The organism is Myxococcales bacterium, from assembly GCA_022184915.1.
GTDB lineage: Bacteria > Myxococcota_A > Polyangia > Fen-1088 > Fen-1088 > JAGTJU01.
The window spans coordinates 35,488-55,710 of sequence record JAGTJU010000004.1 but is presented as its reverse complement, the minus strand read 5'-3'; the positions used below and the strand labels follow the sequence as shown (position 1 = coordinate 55,710).

At 65.8% G+C, this 20,223-nt stretch carries 18 protein-coding genes; 9 read left to right on the top strand and 9 right to left on the bottom strand.

Annotated features, from left to right (window positions below; all coding sequences use genetic code 11):
• Window positions 1-83: 83 nt before the first annotated feature.
• Window positions 84-923 carry a penicillin-insensitive murein endopeptidase gene (locus KA712_15260; GenBank protein MCG5054321.1) on the bottom strand — a complete coding sequence of 280 codons (840 nt, stop codon included), beginning with the start codon at window positions 921-923 and terminating at the stop codon, window positions 84-86.
• Window positions 924-1,017: 94 nt separating this feature from the next.
• Window positions 1,018-1,395: a TraR/DksA family transcriptional regulator gene (locus KA712_15255; GenBank protein ID MCG5054320.1), complete on the bottom strand. Its 378-nt coding sequence runs from the start codon at window positions 1,393-1,395 to the stop codon at window positions 1,018-1,020.
• A gap of 249 nt (window positions 1,396-1,644) precedes the next feature.
• Between KA712_15255 and KA712_15250 the strand changes: the two genes are divergently transcribed.
• Together KA712_15250 and KA712_15245 are read left to right on the top strand one after the other, a co-directional pair.
• Window positions 1,645-1,848, top strand: a complete 204-nt coding sequence (locus KA712_15250; protein MCG5054319.1) for a TIGR04563 family protein — start codon at window positions 1,645-1,647, stop codon at window positions 1,846-1,848.
• Window positions 1,849-1,950: 102 nt separating this feature from the next.
• The gene (locus KA712_15245; GenBank protein ID MCG5054318.1) at window positions 1,951-3,306 is read left to right on the top strand and encodes a hypothetical protein; all 1,356 of its coding nucleotides are present in this window, start codon (window positions 1,951-1,953) and stop codon (window positions 3,304-3,306) included.
• Window positions 3,307-3,352: 46 nt separating this feature from the next.
• Here the strand turns inward: KA712_15245 and KA712_15240 are convergent, their stop codons facing one another.
• A complete protein-coding gene (locus tag KA712_15240; protein MCG5054317.1) occupies window positions 3,353-4,516 on the bottom strand; it encodes a FliM/FliN family flagellar motor switch protein in 1,164 nt (387 codons plus the stop codon).
• 215 nt (window positions 4,517-4,731) lie between these two features.
• Here KA712_15240 and KA712_15235 point away from each other — a divergent pair, with 215 nt between their 5' ends.
• The 3 genes from KA712_15235 to KA712_15225 all read left to right on the top strand — a co-directional run bounded on the left by KA712_15235 (window position 4,732) and on the right by KA712_15225 (window position 7,503).
• Window positions 4,732-4,989: a zf-HC2 domain-containing protein gene (locus tag KA712_15235; GenBank protein MCG5054316.1), complete on the top strand. Its 258-nt coding sequence runs from the start codon at window positions 4,732-4,734 to the stop codon at window positions 4,987-4,989.
• A 175-nt stretch (window positions 4,990-5,164) separates the two neighbouring features.
• The gene (locus KA712_15230; protein ID MCG5054315.1) at window positions 5,165-6,145 is read left to right on the top strand and encodes an FHA domain-containing protein; all 981 of its coding nucleotides are present in this window, start codon (window positions 5,165-5,167) and stop codon (window positions 6,143-6,145) included.
• Window positions 6,146-6,210: 65 nt separating this feature from the next.
• Window positions 6,211-7,503: an FHA domain-containing protein gene (locus KA712_15225; GenBank protein MCG5054314.1), complete on the top strand. Its 1,293-nt coding sequence runs from the start codon at window positions 6,211-6,213 to the stop codon at window positions 7,501-7,503.
• Between the two features lie 67 nt (window positions 7,504-7,570).
• Here the strand turns inward: KA712_15225 and KA712_15220 are convergent, their stop codons facing one another.
• Window positions 7,571-7,975 carry an IPT/TIG domain-containing protein gene (locus KA712_15220; GenBank protein MCG5054313.1) on the bottom strand — a complete coding sequence of 135 codons (405 nt, stop codon included), beginning with the start codon at window positions 7,973-7,975 and terminating at the stop codon, window positions 7,571-7,573.
• Between the two features lie 161 nt (window positions 7,976-8,136).
• Between KA712_15220 and mfd the strand changes: the two genes are divergently transcribed.
• Genes mfd through KA712_15205 form a run of 3 tightly spaced genes read left to right on the top strand, consistent with a single transcriptional unit; the run spans window position 8,137 to window position 13,880 of the window.
• The gene (mfd, locus tag KA712_15215) at window positions 8,137-11,766 is read left to right on the top strand and encodes a transcription-repair coupling factor (protein ID MCG5054312.1); all 3,630 of its coding nucleotides are present in this window, start codon (window positions 8,137-8,139) and stop codon (window positions 11,764-11,766) included.
• Between the two features lie 16 nt (window positions 11,767-11,782).
• The gene (locus KA712_15210; GenBank protein ID MCG5054311.1) at window positions 11,783-13,192 is read left to right on the top strand and encodes a potassium transporter Trk; all 1,410 of its coding nucleotides are present in this window, start codon (window positions 11,783-11,785) and stop codon (window positions 13,190-13,192) included.
• 34 nt (window positions 13,193-13,226) lie between these two features.
• Complete coding sequence (locus KA712_15205) at window positions 13,227-13,880, top strand: TrkA family potassium uptake protein (protein ID MCG5054310.1); 654 nt, start codon at window positions 13,227-13,229, stop codon at window positions 13,878-13,880.
• Window positions 13,881-13,899: 19 nt separating this feature from the next.
• Here KA712_15205 and KA712_15200 read toward each other — a convergent pair whose 3' ends face one another.
• On the bottom strand, window positions 13,900-14,268 hold the full coding sequence (locus KA712_15200; protein ID MCG5054309.1) for a DUF202 domain-containing protein: 369 nt from the start codon (window positions 14,266-14,268) through the stop codon (window positions 13,900-13,902).
• 200 nt (window positions 14,269-14,468) lie between these two features.
• Between KA712_15200 and KA712_15195 the strand changes: the two genes are divergently transcribed.
• Window positions 14,469-15,284 (top strand): cytochrome c, encoded by an 816-nt coding sequence (locus KA712_15195; GenBank protein ID MCG5054308.1) that lies wholly within the window; start codon window positions 14,469-14,471, stop codon window positions 15,282-15,284.
• 59 nt (window positions 15,285-15,343) lie between these two features.
• Here KA712_15195 and KA712_15190 read toward each other — a convergent pair whose 3' ends face one another.
• The 4 genes from KA712_15190 to KA712_15175 all read right to left on the bottom strand — a co-directional run bounded on the left by KA712_15190 (window position 15,344) and on the right by KA712_15175 (window position 20,191).
• Window positions 15,344-16,660, bottom strand: coding sequence for an ammonium transporter (locus tag KA712_15190; GenBank protein ID MCG5054307.1), 1,317 nt, complete (start codon window positions 16,658-16,660; stop codon window positions 15,344-15,346).
• Window positions 16,661-16,851: 191 nt separating this feature from the next.
• Window positions 16,852-17,688 (bottom strand): purine-nucleoside phosphorylase, encoded by an 837-nt coding sequence (locus tag KA712_15185; GenBank protein ID MCG5054306.1) that lies wholly within the window; start codon window positions 17,686-17,688, stop codon window positions 16,852-16,854.
• A complete protein-coding gene (locus tag KA712_15180) occupies window positions 17,685-18,971 on the bottom strand; it encodes a thymidine phosphorylase (protein MCG5054305.1) in 1,287 nt (428 codons plus the stop codon). The genes KA712_15185 and KA712_15180 overlap by 4 nt, the downstream gene beginning before the upstream one ends.
• Window positions 18,972-19,003: 32 nt before the next feature.
• Complete coding sequence (locus tag KA712_15175) at window positions 19,004-20,191, bottom strand: phosphopentomutase (GenBank protein ID MCG5054304.1); 1,188 nt, start codon at window positions 20,189-20,191, stop codon at window positions 19,004-19,006.
• Window positions 20,192-20,223: the final 32 nt, after the last annotated feature.

The following is a 20,223-nucleotide window of genomic DNA, read 5'->3' as shown; positions in this document are numbered from 1 at the left end:
AAAAGGGGCCTGCGCAGGGCGAGGGCCGAAGGTCTGCGGGGCGGCTCGGCGTCGCGAGCGATGGCCCGGGCGCGCGGGCCGATTCAGCGCAACGGAGCCGCGGAGGCCAAGGGGACCTCCGGTACGAGGGGCCCCGTTCCGGCGGGCAAATACTTCCAGTGTTTCTTCAGCCAGCGCACCGGCCCCTGGTCGGCGCACCCAAAAGTTCGCTCGGCCGGGTCACAGTAGACCCGCACGTGCATGTGATCGTCGTGGGGCGCCGAATCGCCGGGCTGGCGCAGGAGCGCCTCGGCGCGGGCCAGCAGGTCGGGTGCGTCGCCCTCCCGGCTCGCCTGCGCGAGCACGGCGCGCGCAAGGTCCCTTTGCATGAAAACCCACTGAACCTGGATCGCTGGGTCTGTGAACAAAGCGCGCAACAGAGCCCACGTGCGCACGCCATCGAAGTAGGCCTCGGGCACGGGCCCCGAGGGGCGACGTTCGCCCAGCGCCGGTGACCAGGCGATTGCCCGGCCGGTGCGGCCGAATTTCAACATCGCCCGGCCTGGCGGCAGAGGACGCCCCTGCCCGTCCACCGTGTAGAAAAAGATGTCCACGTCGCGACCACTGCGGTGCGAAGCATGGCCAGGCGCTTTGCCTCCCCCTCGGCGAGACAGGTCCCCGAGGGGGGCGACCGCACCCGGATGCAGCCGTTCGACCAAGGCAAGCGCCCGAAGCAGCGCCCCGCCCAGCTGCTCGGTGGCGTAAAGCGCCCTCCGGCGGCGCCACGCCTCGGGCACGGCGTAACCGGGGCCTTCGACCGGCAGCTCGAAACCCGACAAAAGGCTTCCTTGGGCGTGACCTCCGAACGAGAGAGACACGGTTCCCGGTCGGGCGAACACCCCCGAACACCCAGCCCCCCACCCCGAAAGGACCGCCAGCAGCACGAACGAACCGAGCCCGGCCCTTAGAAGGCGGAATGCCCCGGGGGCGGCGCGCGCGTGGCCGGTGGCGGCTCCCCTGAGGGAGGCACCCTGCGGATCAGCCGTAGGCCTTCTCCTGCCGCTCTTGGTCTTCCTTGCACCGGATGCAAAGGGTGGTTTCCAACCGGGCCTCGAGCCGTTTGGGCGAAATGGCCTCGCCGCACTCCTCGCAGATGCCGAACGTTCCGTTGTCGATGCGCTCGATGGCCTTGTCGATTTTGCTCAGGTAGTGCTTTTCGCGCCCCCGGAGTCGAAAGTTGAAGGCGTGGAGGTACTCCGAGGACGCCAGATCCATCTCGTCCGCCAAGTCGTCCGCATCGAGGGCCATGTCCTCGTTGAGCGTGCGCTGCGCCGTTTTCAGGATCTCTTTGCGCCGCGTTTCGAGAATCTCGCGGAACTTCTTGAGATCTTTCTTCTTGAGCTGCGTCCCTTCCATGGTCTCCCCTTGCGTTCGCCGCCCGTCTTCCAGGGCGAAGTTGCAGATGTCTTGGTCGTGTCTCGTCGGTCCAGTCGCTAGGCCCTGGCAGGGTGCAGCTGGATTTTGGGGTGACGTATCTTAGCGCGCACCTTCGGGGGCGGGGTACCCTAAACATGTGCAATCGCGCCAGCGGCTTGACATCCCGTCAATTCGGTGACTAAATGTGTGCGAGCGTACGATACGTTGATCAATACTGAGGGGAGCTCTATGGCCGGGTCCGACAAGAGGAAACAAAGTCTCTACTTCCCTGAAGAGATGTTGAAGGAGATCCAGGAGGAAGCAGCGCGACAAGATCGTTCGCTGTCCTGGATCGTGCAAAAGGCTTGGAAGATCTCGCGAAAAGAGATCATGAAGTACCCCTCGGTGAACGAGTTCCCGGGGGAGGAAGACGAGCGCGGCGCCAACGAGTGACGTCAACTCCAGGGGGGTTCGCCGGGGAATCGCGAACCCCCCGTTGCTTTTGTCGGCTCGGTCTGGGAATGATGCAGCTCCCTCCTATCCGAACCATAACCGATGTCCGAATACCTGTTCGTCTCTGATTCCGTTGCGCCCCTCGGGCGCGGCGAAGCCGCAAAAAGTGTCCGTGGTCTCGCGCGGGGGCTCATCGAGCTCAAGCATCGCGTGACGATTTTGACCCTCGCCACGAGCGAGGACGCAGGCCGGATCCCCGGCTTGGCACGCCGGCTGCGCAAGGCCCGGGTGGAAACCTCTGAAGGGCCCCAGGAATTCGGTCTCTTCGAGGGTCAATTTTCGGCCTCAGATCCCCAACTGCTCGTCCTCGAGGCTGCGCCGGCCAACACCGCCGAAGCGGCCGTGTATCTCGGGGGGGCCGTGGCCTCCCTGACCCAGGACGGTCTCCTCAAGCCCGAGGTGGTGGTAGGCTGGGACGAAGCGTCGGTGGTTGCGCTCGCCCGGTGTGGGGCCGCTGCAAAGCTTTTCGTTCTGCCTCAGGGTGAGTCCTCCCTGCGCTTCGACGCCCTCCAGGCAAAGCAGGTGGGACTGGCGCCCGGCGACAACGCCGCTTTGGCGGCATTCGGAGCCGCGGCGGCTCAGGCGGTCATCGCGCCCACCCGGAGCGCGGCCAAGCACCTGGAAGCTTCCGCTGATCTGTCGGTTCGCCCCTCTGACGAACCCATCGTGGCCGTTCCTTTCGGCGCCGACGAGCCTCCCTTCGATCCGGCGAATGATCCGGCGCTGCCGGCGCCCTTCGATGCAGCCAATCCGGCCGGCCGATTGGAATCCCGCAAGGCGCTGCTCAAGCGGCTGTCCCTAACGGCAGATCCTCGCGTTCCTTTGTTGGGTACGGGGCCCCGTCTCGAAGGGACCGGGGGCGCGGCGCTGATCGGCGCTCTCGAGGGCATCGGCCGCCGGGACGTGGTGGTCGTCCTGCCTGCCGCGGGAGACCGGGCGCTCGTCGAGAGGGCGGCCGTGTTTGCCATCGAGCACCCTACCAAGATTGCCTTGCTTCAAGAGCCGACCGAAGAAGACTACCGGCTCATGCTGGCGGCTTGCGATGCGTGGTGGTTGCTCGACGAGCAGGACGTCACCGGGCGTGAGGCGGGTCGTGCCCTCAGATATGGCGCGCTGCCGTTGCTTTCCGAGCGCTCGTCCGCCGCCGATACGCTGGTCGAGTGGGATGCACTCTCCCGCACCGGCAACGCCTTTTTCTTTCGCGACCTGTCCTCTGCCGCACTGGAAGCCACCGTGGCCCGCGTGAGCAGCATGAAGTCGGACGCAGCTCGGTGGAATGCCCTTCAGTCCCGCTTGTTGGCAACCGCACCGGGATGGAAGCGCGCGGCGATGCTCATCGATGGCCTACGGTCCGCAGCGGCGGAAGAAGCCGATCTGCAGAGCGTGGCCCTCCCCTGACAGGAAGGCAGCCACCTCGAGACGCGGCGACGTGAGGAGCGCGTGCTCAGAGCCGCTCGGTCACACGTACACCGAACGCTCCGTCGACGTTCACCAACACTCCTTTGGCCACGGGCCGACCCGCCACCGCCAGCGTCACTTCGCCCCGTGAGGCGCCGCCGAGGGTCAGCACCTGACCGCCTTCGAGACCAGCCAGTTCGGCGCCCGTGAGAGCAAAACGGCCAAGCTCGGCGACCACCTCGACCGGTGTGCTGGCCAGAGCTTGCGCCAGCGCAGGCGAGGCCGTTTCGGGCGTTGCCAAAGTCGACGAAGCGGGACCCATCTCGACGGTGCGGCTCATGCTCGCGCTACCTTTCCACGTCGGGTCGGAACTGGCAATCGGCCCCATGAATCCTGCCGCCGAGAACGCCACGGAAAGCGCCGCAGGCGAAAATCCGCCCGCGAGCGATAAGTCCTCACCGAGGAGCGTGGCAGCCGCCTCGAAGGGCCCCAGGCTCAGCCGCACCTCCTGGGGCGCCGTAGAGGTCGGCGCGGGATACCCATCGAAGACGAGGGCATCACCAGGTGCAAGGCTTGCCCAGGCCTCACGGTCAACCTGACATCGCGCCGCCTCGATGGCCACGGGGAAGGGCACGCGGGCCAAGGAAGGCCACCAGACTGAGGCCCCCTCGGTCCAGCTCGAGGGGAAAAAGGCGCGTCCCCAGCCCACGATCGGGGCGCCAGCGGAGGGCGTGAGCCGAAGATCGAACTCGACCTGAACGTCGAGCCGCAGGGGAACGGCGTCAGGCACCTCCGCCTCGACCTCGAGCGGAGCCCCTACCTGGTCCAAGGTGGCGGCAATGAGTCCACAGAACACGCCCCGCTCACCCGGCGACAGCCTCCGGGCCAGCGAAAAGCCGGGGGAAAGGCCCAGCAAAAGCGCGCTCGCGGCCACGGCGAAGCGAGCGTCGATGTCGAGGCGGCCGCAGCGCCCTTGCCGCCACAGCGAGAAAGATTCGCACGAACCAATGCCCGCCGTGCTCTGTCGCTCGAGCAGCGCCAAGCCGCATGGGCTCACGGACAGGGCCCCGAACTCAGGGAAGGTCGCACGCAGCGCTCCCGGCCAGCACGCCCGCGCACGCGCCAGGGGCCGGCTAGCCCACGCCCGCGCCGGGGTCTCCGACTCGAAATCAGCCGGGGTCAGCTCGTGTTGGTCCGTTCTCTGCTGCACCTGGACGAAAGCCTAGCCGGCATTTGCCGCCCGACCTGCCGAAAAGTCAAGCGAACGGGCCCGCGCTGTGCCTTCGCCGCCGGGGGATTTTCCCGTGACGACGATGAAACCGTCGGGGCGTACTGGAATCCTAGAAGGTGCCTCGCAAAGCAGCGGGAACGCGATGCGCGGCAAGGCTATGTTCCCGGGCAGCCAATCGGTTATATTTTTTCAAAGTGTCTCACTGTAAGTCTGCCTCGTCGCTCGGCTGTAGACAGGTCGTCGATTACGCCCTCGATTACCTGGATGGGGCTTTGCCCGACGAAGAGAGTGCGCATTTCAGAAACCACTTGGAGGCTTGCCCTGAATGCGTGACGTTCTTCGAGACGTACCGGCGCACCTCCGAGGTCTCCCGGGAGTGTTTCGCCGTGAAAATGCCCGACGGCGTAAAGTCGGCGGTGTTGAATTTCCTCCGGTCTCGCTGCGACAAGTAGGCGCAACGCCTTTGTACGCGCCTTCGTCGCGTCCCCTCGCGACGAGGTTGCCCGTGAGGCCCGGAGGGTGCTGGCAGGACAGCCAAACGCCCCGCCGGGGACCCCTACGCCCGGAACGCGCCGCGGCGTCCACTATTGACACCCCGCGATTCCGGTGGAAAATCCGAGGGAAAGAATGTTGATCGGCTTGGTTTGCCCCGCGTGTGATGCCCTGTTGGACCTGGGCGTCACCACGTGCAACCACTGCGGAGAGGCTCTGGAGCTCCTGGCCGGCGTGGCCGAGCGTCAGGGTCTAAGCGTAGGAAACAGCTCGTCTGCGGCAAAGCCCAGCGGAAACGGGGGAGTGTCACCCATGTCAGTGAAGATCTGTCCCAACTGCTCTCACCAAGTGCCGGGCGCCGATCGTTTTTGCGGTCAATGCGGCAACCGGATGGACGACGTTGCCCTTGCCGGGCCCGCACCCCAGATGGCTTCCGGGGGCAAAACGATGTTCTTTTCGGGTGTGCAGGTCCCCGGCCGCGCCAAGTTGATCTTGGTGCGCGGTGAGATCCCCGATGGAGTTTCGTACCAGCTGAGCGGCACGGAACACGTCGCGGGGCGCGAGGAAGGAGACATTCTTTTCCCGGACGATCCCTTGCTGTCTCCTCGGCACGCGAACTTCTATTACAAGGACGACAAGCTCTTCGTGCGGGACGAAGAATCGGTGAATGGGGTGTTCATGCGGATCAAGCAGCCGACCCACCTCGATTCCGGCTCGGTGTTCCTGGTAGGCGAGCAGCTCTTGGAGATAGAAGCGGTGGCCCCCGACATGGGCCCGCAGCCCGACGCCGAGGGAACGTACTTCTACGCAAGCCCCCGCCGCGCCTCGAAAATGAAGCTCATTCAGCGCCTACGAGGCGGTGACATTGGCCTCATCTATCGAGCGCGCGAAGACAAGTTGACGATTGGCCGCGAAAATTGCGACGTGAACTTCCCCGATGACCCGTTCATCTCCGGCATTCACACGGAGCTCTCGATCGACGCGGAAGGGGGCTTCACTCTGCGCGACATGGGCTCGAAGAACGGCACGTTCACGCGCATTGCCGACGAGATGCTCCTGCACCATGGTGACTATGTCTTCATCGGTCAGCAGCTGCTGCGCGTGGAGATATCGTAGGTGGCAGGTTCATTCGCCCTTGATGTGATAAGGTCTCACTCAACGTTCGCTCCCGGGAGCATGTCGTGATCGTCTGCCCAAGCTGCAGCAAAGAAAACCAGGACCACTACAAGTTCTGCTTGGGATGCGGTGCCAAGTTGCCACCGAGGAGCACCGGCGCCTCCGCCGTAGCGCCGGCGGCCGCCCCTGCCCCGCTGGCACCCACGAGAACCGCGGCAGGCAGTTTGGTCAGCGGGGGACGCCCCTCGCTGAGCGCGCCCATCGCCCGCGGCTACACGCCGCCCCCCCTGGCTCCCGCGCCGGCAGGGGGGCCGCCGATCCCCACGGGCAAGGGGACCAGCCTTTCGGCCTCCCCCCTGGGTGTCACCTCGCCAGCCGCCTCGCCGTTTTCGCCAGCCGCACAAACGCCGAGCCCTGCGGTAGCGCCGCTGCCGGCCGCCGAACCCAAAACGCCTGCGCCACGGCCCGAGCCTGTTTTTGCGCCGGCGCCTGCGGCGCTTTCGGGGGCCCAGGCGGTGGCGGTCACCCCGAGCAACGATGCCCAGACCGCAGCGGGTCACGCCTGCCCGAAGTGCAGCGCCCCCATCCAAAGCTCGAACGCGTTCTGTGGCCGCTGCGGCTTTCGGCTAAGGGCCCCCTCGAACCCGGGGCCAAGCCCCGAGGCGAAGCCTGCGGCCGCCGCTGCGGTCGCGCGGACCCTCTATATCGCAACACCCCCGAAGAGCGTGCCGCAAGGGCATTTGACCCTGATCCGCCCCGACGGTTCGGAAGGTGGTCAGCATACGATCTCCGAGGGTGACAATCTCATCGGGCGGGGCCAGGGCTCCCTTTTCGATGCAGACCCCTACCTTTCGCCGCGGCACGCGGAGTTCTCGCTTCAGACGAGTGGGTTGGTGGTACGCGACCTGAAGAGCCTCAACGGTGTCTTCGTGAAGCTCGCCGAGGAAGAAGCGCTCGATTCAGGCAGCATCTTCCGGATCGGCCAAGAGCTGCTGCGCTTCGACGTCATCGCTCCACCTGAGCCGCTCGAGGATGGCACTGAGGTCATCGGCACCCCGAATCCCGGGTACTGGGGACGGATCTCCGTGATTGTGGGACGCGACGTGGACGGCCCTGCGTTCCCCATCTTCGAGGAGTCGATCGTGCTTGGCCGTGAGCGCGGAGACATCCTCTTTCCAGAAGACGGTTACGTGTCAGCCACGCACGCGCGCATCTCCGTGCGCGACGGCATGGTGTACCTGCAGGACCTCGGCTCGTCGAACGGCACGTTCATCCGCATCGAAGGTGAGCGCGTCATTCCCTCCGGGAGCCTGCTGCTCATGGGCCAGCAGCTCTTCCGGGTCTCGTTTCGCAGCTAAAGCGCACGCGGGCCTGCGCAGGCCGCGCGGACCGGTCGAGCCGGCCCTGCGCGGGTCGAACTTGGCCTCACTTGCCTTCGGTCTTGAGGTAGGCCTCGCGCACCTTTGCGGAGTCTTGCGGCTCGACGTAACGGAAGCCGTTGGGGATGGTGAACGCCGTGCCGTCGTTGAGAATCACCGTGACGTCGACAGGACCACGTTCGCTGCTCGGCGTGGTCACGTTGATGTCGGTGGTCGACGCGATGACCACCCCTTCGGCGCGCTTTCGACCGAAGCGCACATCTGCTGTGGTGGTTCCGGGCTCGAAGCCCGCGCCCTTGATGGTGACCTGATCGCCTCCGCCCGTGGTGCCGGTTTCCGGGTCGACCCGCGTCACCGAGACGGGACCGCCCTTCTTCGCGCAGCTGGCGCCACCCAGCGCCATCGCAAGAGAGAGGACAGCCAGTGACAAACGACGGGGGGCACGCATCATGATCTCCTCCGAAAAAGGCGGGGCGCGGCGAGTTCCGCACCAACAGACTGGAAACGATAGACCCCTTTGCGGTGTTTGGTCAACGTCCCTCGCGGCACGGCTCCACCTTCCCCGGGCGGCTTGACAGCACAGCGAGGCGCTGGCAGGCACTCGGGCCACACATGGGCTTCGATCCACGCGGCGATGACCTCGCCCCGAACCCGGGGGCGCGCGTTCGCGACCTTTTGGCCGCCTTCGCGCAGGCCGCCACGACGGCAGGCCGGCACGTGCAGGTGGTCGGCGCCGTAGGAGGCCTGGGCGCAGCCTTGGCCGCCGAGGCGCGCTCGCGGTGGTCGGGCGGAGCTGCACCCTTGCTCTACGTGACCGCGAACGAAGACGCCGCCGAGGCGCGGGCCGCCGAGCTCGGGTTCTTTCTGGGTCCCGAATCCGACGACAGCCACGCGCCGGAGGACCTCTGGACCGCCCAGGTGGCGACCCTGCCCGCGCTCGAGGCGTCGCCCTACGCCGAGATGCAACCGGATCGGCGCACGATCATGCGCCGGCTGGCGTTGAGCTACCGCCTGATGGCGGGGCTCACGCCGGCGGCCCTCGTCGCGTCTGCCGGGGCGCTGTTTCGTCGGGTGCTACCTCCGGAGGTGCTGGCTCTGCGCAGCCGCGTGCTGGACGTGGGCACCGCCTGCGATCGGGACGCGCTGGTTGATGACCTCCTCCACGCCGGCTACGGCCGCGCGCCCCTGGTCGAGGATCCCGGGACCTTTGCCGTGCGCGGGGCGGTGGTCGACGTCTTTCCTCCTCTTTACCGGCATCCCATCCGGCTCGAGTTCTTCGGCGACGACCTCGAATCCCTGCGTAGCTACGATCCCGTCACCCAGCGTACCCTGCGACCGCTCGAGCGGCTTCACCTGCATCCCGTCAAGGAGACGTTGGTCTCCCCGGGGGCGAATCCCCGCGAAGCGATCATGGCCGCGGCAGACGCCGTCGATCAGCCCTCGTCGAAGACGCGGGTCCTCATCGAGCAGATCGAACAAGGGCTCGACTTCTTCGGCATCGAGGCGCTGATGCCAGCCTTCCATGCGCGCTTGGCCTCGTTCTTCGAATACCTGCCCGCCGACACCCTGTTGGTCATGGAGGACCCTCAGGCCGTCTCCGAAGAGGCCCATCGGAACCTGATTCGCCTCGCCACCAGCGCCGAAACCCGCAGGGCGGAGCATCGCATCGCCCTCGACCCGTCGGCGTTCTTCTTGGAGCTGTCCGAAGCGCACGCGGCCATGGCGCGGCACCGCCGCCTCGACCTCTTGCCCCTTGCGATGACGAGCCGTGGCGAAGAAGAGGGCAGCGTGCCGGCGCTCGTCCTGGCCTCGGAGCCCAACACCACCTTGCGCGCGGAGCTTCAGCAAGCCCGGACGGAGCACGGTGACGCCGAGCTGGGCACGGCGCTCAAGGGACGGGTGGAATCGTGGCAACGCGCAGGACAAAGGGTGGTGCTCGTGGCGCCCGGCCGGGGGCATGCCGAGCGCCTGGCCGCCGTTTTACAGGCCCTGGACCTCGAAGTTCACCTTCCCAAGCGCGGTGAGGCACCGGCCCGCACCCTGGGGCAGTGGCTGGCGCTTGCGCCAGGAAAACCGGTTCATCTCAGCTGGGGCAACATTTCCCACGGCTTCCGCCTCCCGGCCGATGGCGTGGTGGTCGTCACCGAAGAAGACGTTTTTGGGCCCAAAGCGCACCGGCGTCCAGAGACCCGTCGCACGGCGAACTTGGGTGATCTCGGGACGCTGACGCTCGGCGATGCCATCGTTCACGACGAACATGGGGTGGGCCGCTATCTTGGGCTCAAGACCCTGGACCTTCGGGGGATCAAACAAGACTTCCTGCACCTCGAGTACGACGGCGGCACGGTGTACCTGCCCGTCTACCGCCTGTCGGCGCTGCGCCGGTACGTGGGGTCTGGAGGACCCACGAACGCCACGGTGAAGCTGGACAAGCTGGGTGGAAAGACCTGGCAGGACAAGCGCCGGCGCGTGTCGCTCGAGGCTCGCAAAGTCGCCGAGGAGTTGTTGCAGCTCTATGCGCAGCGCAAGGCGCTGCCCGGCGAGGCGTTTCCGCCGCCCGATGCCGTGTTCCGCGAGTTCGAGGAGTCGTTTGCGTTCGAGGAGACACCTGACCAGGCCAAGGCGATCGACGCCGTTCTGCAAGATATGCAGACCCCCTCGCCGATGGATCGCCTGGTGTGCGGGGACGTGGGGTACGGCAAAACGGAGGTCGCGCTGCGGGCCACGTTGCTCGCCGTGTTGGCCGGCAAGCAGGTAGCCGTTTTGGCTCCGACCACGGTGCTGGCCGAGCAGCATTTCCTCACCTTTTCCGAGCGCTTCAAAGATTTCCCCGTCACCGTGGGCTCGCTGTCGCGCTTTCGCACGCGGGCGGAACAAACGAAGACGCTCCAGACGTTGGCGGCGGGCAGCTTGGATGTGGCGATCGGCACGCACAGGTTGCTCTCCCAAGACGTTCACTTCAAAAACCTGGGGCTCATCGTCATCGACGAAGAACAACGCTTCGGCGTGGCTCACAAGGAGCGGCTGCGGAAGCTACGCACCCAAGTCGACGTCCTCACGCTGACGGCCACACCGATCCCACGAACACTGCAAATGGCCATGGGCGGTCTGCGCGAGATCTCCATCATCGCCACCCCACCAGCCGATCGCTTGGCCATTCGCACCTTCGTCTGTCATTTCGACCCGGCGTTGCTGGCAGAAGCGATCACAAGGGAGCTGGGGCGAGGTGGTCAGGTGTTTTTCGTGCACAACCGCGTGCAGGACCTCGAAAAATGGGTGACGGAAATTCGCCGTTTGGCGCCGGGCGCACGGGTGGCGATGGGGCACGGCCAGATGCCCGAGTCCGAGCTCGAGCGGGTAATGATCGACTTCGTCGACGGCCGCTATGACATTCTCTGCTCGACCACGATCATCGAATCCGGGCTCGACATCCCGCGTGCCAACACGATGATCGTGAACCGGGCCGACGCTTTCGGCCTGGCCCAGCTCTATCAGCTCCGGGGGCGCATCGGCCGCTCCCGCGAGCGGGCGTACTGCTACCTCGTGATCCCTCCCGGCGAGGGTCTGAGCGCCGAGGCGAAGCAACGACTGGCCGTGCTGCAGCGATTCACCGAGCTCGGCGCAGGCTTCCAGGTGTCCACCTTCGACCTCGAGATCCGGGGTGCCGGGGAACTGCTCGGCGAAAAGCAGTCAGGAGCCGTGGCAGCCGTGGGCTTCGAGACGTGGGCCCGCATTTTGGAAGAAGCCGTAGCCGAGCTCAAGGGCGAACCGCTCAAGCCACCGCTCGATCCGGACATGTCTGTGGACGTGCCGGCGTTTTTGCCCGACGACTACGTGCCCGAAACCGGGCAGCGGCTCGACCTGTACCGGCGCTTCGCGATGGCCAACGACGAGTCGGAGATCGCGGCCCTGTTGGAAGAACTCGAAGACCGCTATGGTCCACCGCCTGACGAGGCGAAGCTTTTGGCAACGGTGATGACGGACAAGCTCGTGGTGCGCCGCATCGGCGCGTTGTCGTTCGAGCTCGGACCCGCCCGCTTCGTCCTCCACCTGGGGCCCGACGCCCGACTATCGCCCGCCAAGGTATTGCGTCTGGTTCAGGCGAAGGGTAGCCGCTATAAGCTCACGCCAGATATGAGGCTGACCTATGCCTTCGCAGACGACGAAAAGCGAGACCGTTTGATGGCCGTTCGAAGCCGGCTCCTGGAAGTGGAAGCTTGCCAGGACGCCTCCGGGCGCTGAGCGAGGATCAGCGCACATGCCCAGGCCTCCTGGAACCCGCTCGCTCAATCCGCTCTTGCTATGGCGAAGGCTGTCGCCACCGGCCCTCTTCCTGTTCAGTTTCGTCGTTCTCATCGGGGTGGGCACGCTGGGCTTGTGGCAGGTGCAAGCCTTCTACGTCGGGGAGCCGCTCAGCCTGCTACGCGCCCTCTTCACGATGACGAGCGCCGTTTGCGTGACGGGGCTCATCCTGGTGGACACCGCAACCCACTTCACGTTTTGGGGGCAGCTGTGGATTCTGCTGTTCATCCAGCTTGGCGGTCTGGGCTTCATCACGCTCACCACGCTCATCGTGGGCGTGCTCGGGCGGCGCTTGTCGTTGCGTTCGGAGACGTTGGCGTTTTCCCATCCCGGTCACCACAGCGGAAACTCCGACGTGGTCGAGGTGCTCGGCGCACTCACGCGGTTCATTCTTCTCTTCGAGGCGGCCGGGGCTCTCATCCTGTTTGCGCTGTTTTGGCCACATTTTCCCTGGTACGAGGCACTGTGGCACGCCGTGTTTCATTCGGTGAGTGCCTTTTGCAACGCGGGCTTCTCCACGTTCACTGACTCACTGGTTCCGATGAACGACCACCCCGGGGTGCTCGTCGTGGTGTCCCTCATCATCGTGGCCGGAAGCACTGGGTACCTCACCTTCTCCGAACTCCTGGCCTGGTGGAAACAAGGCAGGCTCCGGGGAGCGCGGAGGCTTTCGAGCCACACCTGGGCCGTATTGGTGACCACGGGCCTGCTCTTGCTGGGCCCCACCCTCCTCTTTGCGTTCTTCGAGTGGAACGGCGTGTTGGCCCGCTTCGACCTGCCCTCCAAGCTGGCCAACGCGTGGTTTTTGGCCGTGACCCCCCGCACGGCGGGCTTCAATGCAGTGGACTACGGCCAGCTGCGTATCGACTCTGCCTCGCTCACCATCATGCTGATGGTGGTAGGCGGCTCGCCGGGTTCGATGGCAGGAGGCGTCAAGACGACGACCCTGGCGCTCTTGGTAGCGATGGGGGTGTCTCGGCTGGTGGGAAAAAGGAAAGTGGCGATGCACGCCCGCGGCATTCCCGACGCCACGGTGGAACGCGCCGCTTCGGTGGGCTTGCTCTACGTCGCCGTGTTGACGGCCGCGTTCTTTGCCCTTAACGCGATCCAGTCGAGTGGTCTTTCGGCCCGCGAAACCCACGCACAGTTTCTGCCCATCGCCTTCGAGTCCGTCAGCGCCCTCTCCACGGTGGGCCTTTCGATGGGAGAGACGCTGGCCTTGCGAAGCTGGGGGCTCGTCGTCGTGATCCTTCTGATGTTCATTGGCCGCGTGGGCTTGCTTTCCTTCTTCGCAGCCATGATTCTGCGCACCCGCCGGACACGGGCGATCGTTCGGCTGGCCCAAGAGGACATCATGATCGGCTGAAGTGCCGTACTCGATCGCCTCGAAAAGAACGAAGATGAAACGATTCGTAGTCATTGGTCTTGGAAACTTCGGCTCCTCGGTGGCCCGCCGCCTTTACGAGAGCGGACATGACGTGGTCGTGCTCGACAAGCAAGCCGAGGCCGTGGACGCCATCGGCCCGTTCGTCACGCGGGCGCTCGTGGGAGACGCTACGAAAAAGGGCGTGCTCGAGGCGGCAGGCGCTTCGGATGCAGATGCGGGGATCATCTCGACAGGTGGTGATCTCGGCGCCAGCATCTTGGCCCTCTTGGGGCTACACGATCTCGGAATCAGTGAGATCTACGTCAAGGTCAGGTCCGAAGAGCAGGCCCGCATCGTGACCGCGCTCGGTGCGAGCGACACGATTTTCCCCGAGAAAGAGGCGGCACGGAACCTGGCCTCCAAGGTCACCACGGGAAGCCTGCTCCAGTACGTCACCTACACCGACCAATTCGCCATCCAGGAGATGGCGGTCCCCGCCTCCTGGGAGGGAAAGAGTCTCATCGATCTTCGCCTGACCCAGCAGAGGCACATCCAGGTGGTGGCCGTTCACGACATGCTCACAGACCGCATCGGCCTTCCGGACCCGCAAAAACCGCTGACGCCTTCCGATGCCTTGCTCGTCGCGGGCCGGCCCGAGGACCTCAAGCGGCTCGCCAAGCTGGGCTAGGGCCGGGCCACCGCCGGCTTCAGAAGCCCCAGACCACGAAGAGCCCGATCAAGAGACCAAGCAGAGTCACGAGCGCGCCGAACGCGAGCGGCATCCAGGCGTGCGTGTCGCCGTCCTCGCCACGGAAAAGGGCGCGCCGGGCGGACACGTACCGGGCCAGGGCCAAGCCGTTGACCGCGACACCCACCACGACGAAGGCTCCGCCCAATGCGGCGCCCGTCAGCAGGCGATAGCGAGGCTCGGGCGGCGCCGCCACGCCGGGTACGAGCCACGAGCCCAGGCGCGAGATGACGAACCCGAACGTGACCAGGGCCAGACCCGTCCGAATCCAGGCAAGGAACGTGCGTTCATTGGCCTGCAGCAGGCGAAGATCGGGCGACTGGCTCATGCAGCCACCTCTTGCCCGGTCATCACGTCGGTAGGTCGCCCCACGATCTCCATACCTCGTACGAATACCATACCCGCCTGGCGGGCTGGCACCGTACGCGCAAATCGTGCTGGGAATATCGTGGGCGGGTGCAGCTTCCACCGAATCTGCCCGCCAAAAGTCGCCTACCGCGAGGCATACGCTTTGCTGACTGACATCTCATGAAGAAGTTCCTTGTGTGCGTGTTCCTGCTGGCCGCGCCCCCCGCTTGGGCAGACGCGGCGGCGCCCTTGGTGGTCGAGGAGGGCCCGATCGTCGGTGCCCCGAACGCCCGTCGCGAGGTCATCCTCAACGCGGACGTGCTGGAGCAAACGAAGGTCTTCGACGTGCAAGACGGCCGGGAGCACAGCGTGCGCGGCCTACCCCTGCGCAAACTGCTCGGCCAGCTCGCGACGCCGAAGCGGGTCGACACAGTGGTCTTCGCGTACACGGATGGCATGCAGATCCCGGTCAAGTTGAGCGATCGGCCCGAGGTCGATGCGCTCTTCGTGGCGTTTTTCCACGGAGACGTGCTCGAACGGTTCAGCAGCACCTACCCCGTTGACAAGAAGTTCGAGCTGACTTGCCCCAAGGTGGTCTATGGCCGCAAGGCCGGCCGCTACATCCTGTGGCATTCACCCACGCAACTTGCCTCGATTCGTCTCGTGACCTGGCGCGCATTCGAGGCACAGCTGGCGCAGCCCACCCGCCGTGTGCCGAACAAAGCGGGATGGAAGCTTTATCTGCAGCATTGCCAGGCCTGCCACGGCATCGGCGGACAAGGCGCGACCCGCGGACCTGACTTCCTGAGCCACATGGACGCCTACCGGCGCATCCCTCCCCTGGCACAAACGAACGAGGGCGAGATCCCGAGCCTCCACGAAAAGGTCACCGGATACGTTGACGGGACCATGCCCGTGCTCAACCACATCAAGGACGCCGACGTCACCAAGCTGTGGAACTGGTTGCACGCCATCCACCGCAGCGGAACCCAATGAGACGCGGGCCGGTGCTCTCGAGAACCCGGCCCGCCGCCGTGTGCGCGCGAGAAGGGGGTCTACGACCCGGCGCGGACTGCGGCAGCTTCCTCCGCTGCCAAGGCTGTTCCGCCCGGAGCGAGAATCGAGTGGGCCTGCGCCGTGGGCCCCATCGCGTAGCCCTGCTCGCCATGCAGGTTGACATCGAGACCATCGTACTCGACCTCCTCGGAGACGCGCAGACCCACCGTTTTTTCGACCAGCTTGACGATGAGGAACGTGGCCACGGCCGAGTACGCCATGGAAACGAAGGTGGCCACGGCCTGTGTCCATAGCAGCCCAGGGTTGCCAGCGAGCAGTCCGTCGTTTCCGGCTGCGTTCCAGACCTTCTCCGCAAAGACGCCCGTCAAAAGAGCGCCGAGGATGCCGCCGACCCCGTGCACGCCGAAGGCGTCGAGGCTGTCGTCGTACCCCAGCTTCTCTTTCAGGATGACCGCGCCGTAGCAAACCACACCTGCACAAAGGCCAATCATCACCGAGGCCATGGGGCTCACGTAGCCCGCCGCGGGGGTAATCGCGACGAGCCCGGCCACGAGACCCGAGGCAAACCCGAACGCGTTGGCCTTGCCGAAGCGAAGAGCCTCGACCACGGTCCAAGCTACGGCCCCCGTTCCGGCCGCAACGTGCGTGTTGACGAGAGCGATGGCGGCCAGCCCATTGGCCGCAAGTGCGCTGCCCGCATTGAAGCCGAACCAGCCGAACCACAAAAGCCCCGTGCCCAGCACGGTCATCGTCAAGTTGTGGGGGATGTGCTTGTCGCGCGGAAAGCCCTTACGCGGCCCCAGCACCATCGCGAAAACGAGCGCCGAGATCCCGGCGTTGATGTGAACCACCGTGCCGCCCGCAAAGTCGAGCGCGCCCATGCCGGCGAGGAACCCACCGCCCCACACCCAGTGAGCCGACGGGGCGTAGACGAGCAGCAGCCACAGGGTGGAAAACAGCACGTAGGCCCGGAACTTCAACCGCTCTGCGTAAGCTCCCGAAATGAGCGCGGGCGTGATGATGGCAAACATCATCTGAAAGGCCATGAAGAGCGCATGGGGGATAGTCATGCCCTCCTTCGGGTCGAGCCCCACGCCTGCCAAAAAGAGGTGCTCCCACCCGCCGATCACCCCGCCCTTGTCGGAGCCGAAGGCCAACGTGTAGCCCACCGTCACCCAGACGAGAGTCACGAGGCCCATCGCGAACAGGCTGTGCATGATGGTCGAAAGCACGTTCTTCGTCCGCACCATGCCGCCGTAGAAGAACGCGAGGCCAGGTGTCATGAGAAGCACCAGCGCCGTCGAAACCAAGATCCAGGCCGTGTCACCCGTGTCGATCTTCAGAGCTGTTTCCATGCCGCCAAGGAAACAAGACTCGGAATCGAGTTACAAACCCTTACGTCTGGCACCTATTTGATTTATCGGAAGAGAAACGGCTTGTTTACGTACAGGCAACTTTCCGAAACAAATAGGAAACGAGCGTCGCGTTAATCACGGCCCCGCGGCGACCCGTCGGGGCCCCTGCATCCGCGGGGCGCCTTGGAGCGTCACAATCGGCGTACGATGCCGGCCAAAAGCGCGCCCATTCTCTTGGTGCCCGCTGCGGCAGCGTCTGTGACGTCCTCGTGCCGCAGCGGCGCCGCCTCCACCCCCGCAGCGGGGTTGGCCACCAGCGAGAGTCCCAGGATCCGCAAGCCCGCGTGACGCGCAACGATCACCTCCGGCACGGTGGACATGCCCACGAGGCCTGCGCCGAGCAAACGTAGCATCCTGACCTCGGCGGGTGTCTCGTACTGTGGGCCCGCCATGCCGGCGTAGACCGCCTCGCGCAGCACACCCAGCCCGAGTTCGTGAGCCGCCTCGGCCGCGATCTTGCGCAACTCGGGGGTATAGGTGTCGGTCATGTCGACGAAGCGCGGTCCGAAGCGCTCGTCATTGGGGCCTGTGAGAGGAGAGGTGCCGGTGAGGTTGATGTGATCGGAAATCGAGACGATCTCGCCCACCTTCAAGGCCGGATCGACGCCGCCCGACACGTTCGTCACGATGAGGGTGCCCACCCCCAAGGTGGCACAGAGCCGGACGCCGAACCCCACCTCGGAGGAAGGGTAACCTTCGTAGCTGTGAACCCGCCCGCAGAAGAAGAGGACCTTACGGCCTGCCACGAGCCCGCACGCCAGGCGGCCTGGGTGCCCCGCCACGGTGGTCTCCGGAAAGCCGGGCAAGGACGCGTAAGGGACGGAGCGCGCGTTCTCCAGAACCGCAGCCGCACCGGCCAGGCCCGAGCCCAGCACCACGGCCACGTCGGCCTGGGCGGCATCGAGGCGTTCCGAGACGGCCTCTGCCGCCCCGCGCACGCGGTCGTAATAGGTCGAGGTCGGTTTCATGACAAGGTTCCTCGGAGCAGCCTACGAGGTGCGGGGGCGTGGGCGTCGAGCGAAAACGCCGCGTCCAGCTCGACCCGTGCCGCCTCCAGGCGTCGCGCGTCGTTGTACCAGACCGTGCACAGGGGTTCTTTGCGCCCGACCCGTGCCCCACGACGCACGTGGAACGTGATGCCCACGCCCGGGTCCACCGCGTCTTCCTTGCGCGAGCGCCCGGCACCGAGCACGGTGGCGGCGAGCCCCACGCGGCGCGCATCGATGCCACCCACCACCCCCCCACGGGGAGCCTCGAACACCCAGCTTCGGCGCGCCCGGGGAAGGCGGGAAGGCTCGTCGACCTGGCGCAGATCGCCTCCTTGCGCAGCCACGCCTTTGCGAAAGAGCTCCCACGCCGTTCCGTCATCGAGAGCCTTGGCCACAGCCTGTTTGCCCTCCGAAACGGATGCGACCGTGCGCGCGAGCAGCAGCATCTGCGCTCCCAGGGCCACCGTGAGCGCGCGGGTGTCAGCGGGCCCTTCGCCCTTCAACACTTCGATGGCCTCCGCGACCTCATTGGCGTTGCCCACCTCGCGCCCGAGGGGATCGTCCATGTCGGTGAGCACCGCGCGCGTCTCGAGACCCGCGGCGTTGCCCAGCTTCACGATGGTCGCCGCAAGCTCACGGGCCTTCGCCATCGAGGGCATGAACGCGCCCTTGCCCACCTTCACATCCATCAGCAACGCGTCCGCGCCACCCGCGATCTTTTTCGAGAGAATCGACGAAGCGATGAGCGGCACGCTTTCGACGGTGCCGGTGGCGTCGCGAAGTGCGTAGAACACCCGATCCGCGGGCACGAGCTTCGGCGTCTGCCCTGCGATCACCCAGCCCGCCTGGCGGAGCGCCTTGCGAAACGCCGCAGGTGACAGAGCCACCTGGAAGCCGGCGATCGCTTCGAGCTTGTCGAGGGTGCCGCCGGTATGCCCGAGCGCACGACCCGCCAACATCGGCACGCGCACGCCACAAGCCGCCACGGCCGGCGCCAGGCACAACGAGAGCTTGTCACCGACGCCGCCCGTCGAGTGTTTGTCTATCTTGAAGCCCTCGATGCCCTCGAGGGACAGAGTGTCACCCGACGCGATCATGGCCTGGGTCCAGCGTACGAGTTCGGGCTCCGTCAGCCCTCGGAATAGTACGGCCATCAGCATGGCCGACAGCTGATAGTCGGGTATGGAACCGTCAGCCGCGCCTTCGACGAAGGCGTCGATGACGTCGGGGGCGAGGGCAAGACCGTCGCGCTTGGTGGCGATCCAGCGCGGGACAGGCCGGGGCGACGAGGATTTCACCCGACCATCATATCCAGGAAGGATCGGCCGTTCGCAAGCGGATCCAGCCCGAACCCCTCGGCAATCGTCTGCCCCACGTCGGCGAAGCTCTCGCGCACACCAAGCGGGCCCGTACGCCACCCCGGCCCGAAAGCCAACAGAGGCACGCGCTCCCGGGTGTGGTCGGTTCCCGGTCGGGTTGGATCGTTGCCATGGTCGGCCGTGATGAAGGCGAGATCTCCGGGACGAAGCGCCGCCAGGAAACGAGGCATCCAGCGATCGAAATCCTCGAGCGCGTTGCGGAAACCAGATACGTCGTTGCGATGACCGTAGAGCATGTCGAAGTCGACGAGGTTCACGAAAACAAGCCCCCGGTCTGTCGTGGAGAGGGCCGCAAGCGTGTGATTCATACCGTCGGGGTTTCCTTCGGTGTGAATCGATGCGGTCAAGCCCCGTCCGGCAAAGATGTCGTGAATTTTGCCCACCCCCACGACGGGCAGACCGGCCGCACAGACGCGGTCGAGCAACGAGGCGGCGGGAGGCAGCAAGGGCCAATCCCGGCGGCTGTAGGTGCGCCGAAACGCCCCCGGACGTCCCACGAAGGGACGGGCGATCACGCGACCGATGCCTCGTGCGTCGGCGAGCCCCCGCGCCGCTTCACAGATCCGGTAGAGCTCTTCCACCGGCACGACGGCTTCGTGAGCAGCGATCTGCAAAACCGAATCGGCCGACGTGTAAACGATGAGGTCACCGGACGCGAGATGGGCCACGCCGAGCTCCTCGATGATCTCAGTGCCCGAGGCGGCTTTGTTGCCCAAGACCCCGCGACCGGAGGCCGCCTTCAAAGAATCAAGCAGGTCTGGCGGGAAGCCCTGGGGGAAGGTGGGTAGGGGCTCGGCCGTGACGAGACCGGCCAGCTCCCAGTGGCCGGTAATCGTATCCTTTCCGGCCGAGGTCTCCTCACAGCTGCCGTACGCCCCTTGCGCGTCGGCTACGGGCGGCACCCCCAGCACCTTCGTCACGTGCCCGAGCCCCAGGGTCTGCAAGTGGGGCAGTTGCAACCCGCCCACGGCGCGCGCGACGTTGGCGAGCGTATTGGCACCCGCATCGCCGTAGGCGGCCGCGTCGCGGGCCTGACCACATCCAACGCCATCGGCCACGAGGATGATCGCACGCTCGAGCTTGGGGCGGTGACGGAGGGCCATGATCCAAGTCTAGCATCGCTCCCTGGCGCGAT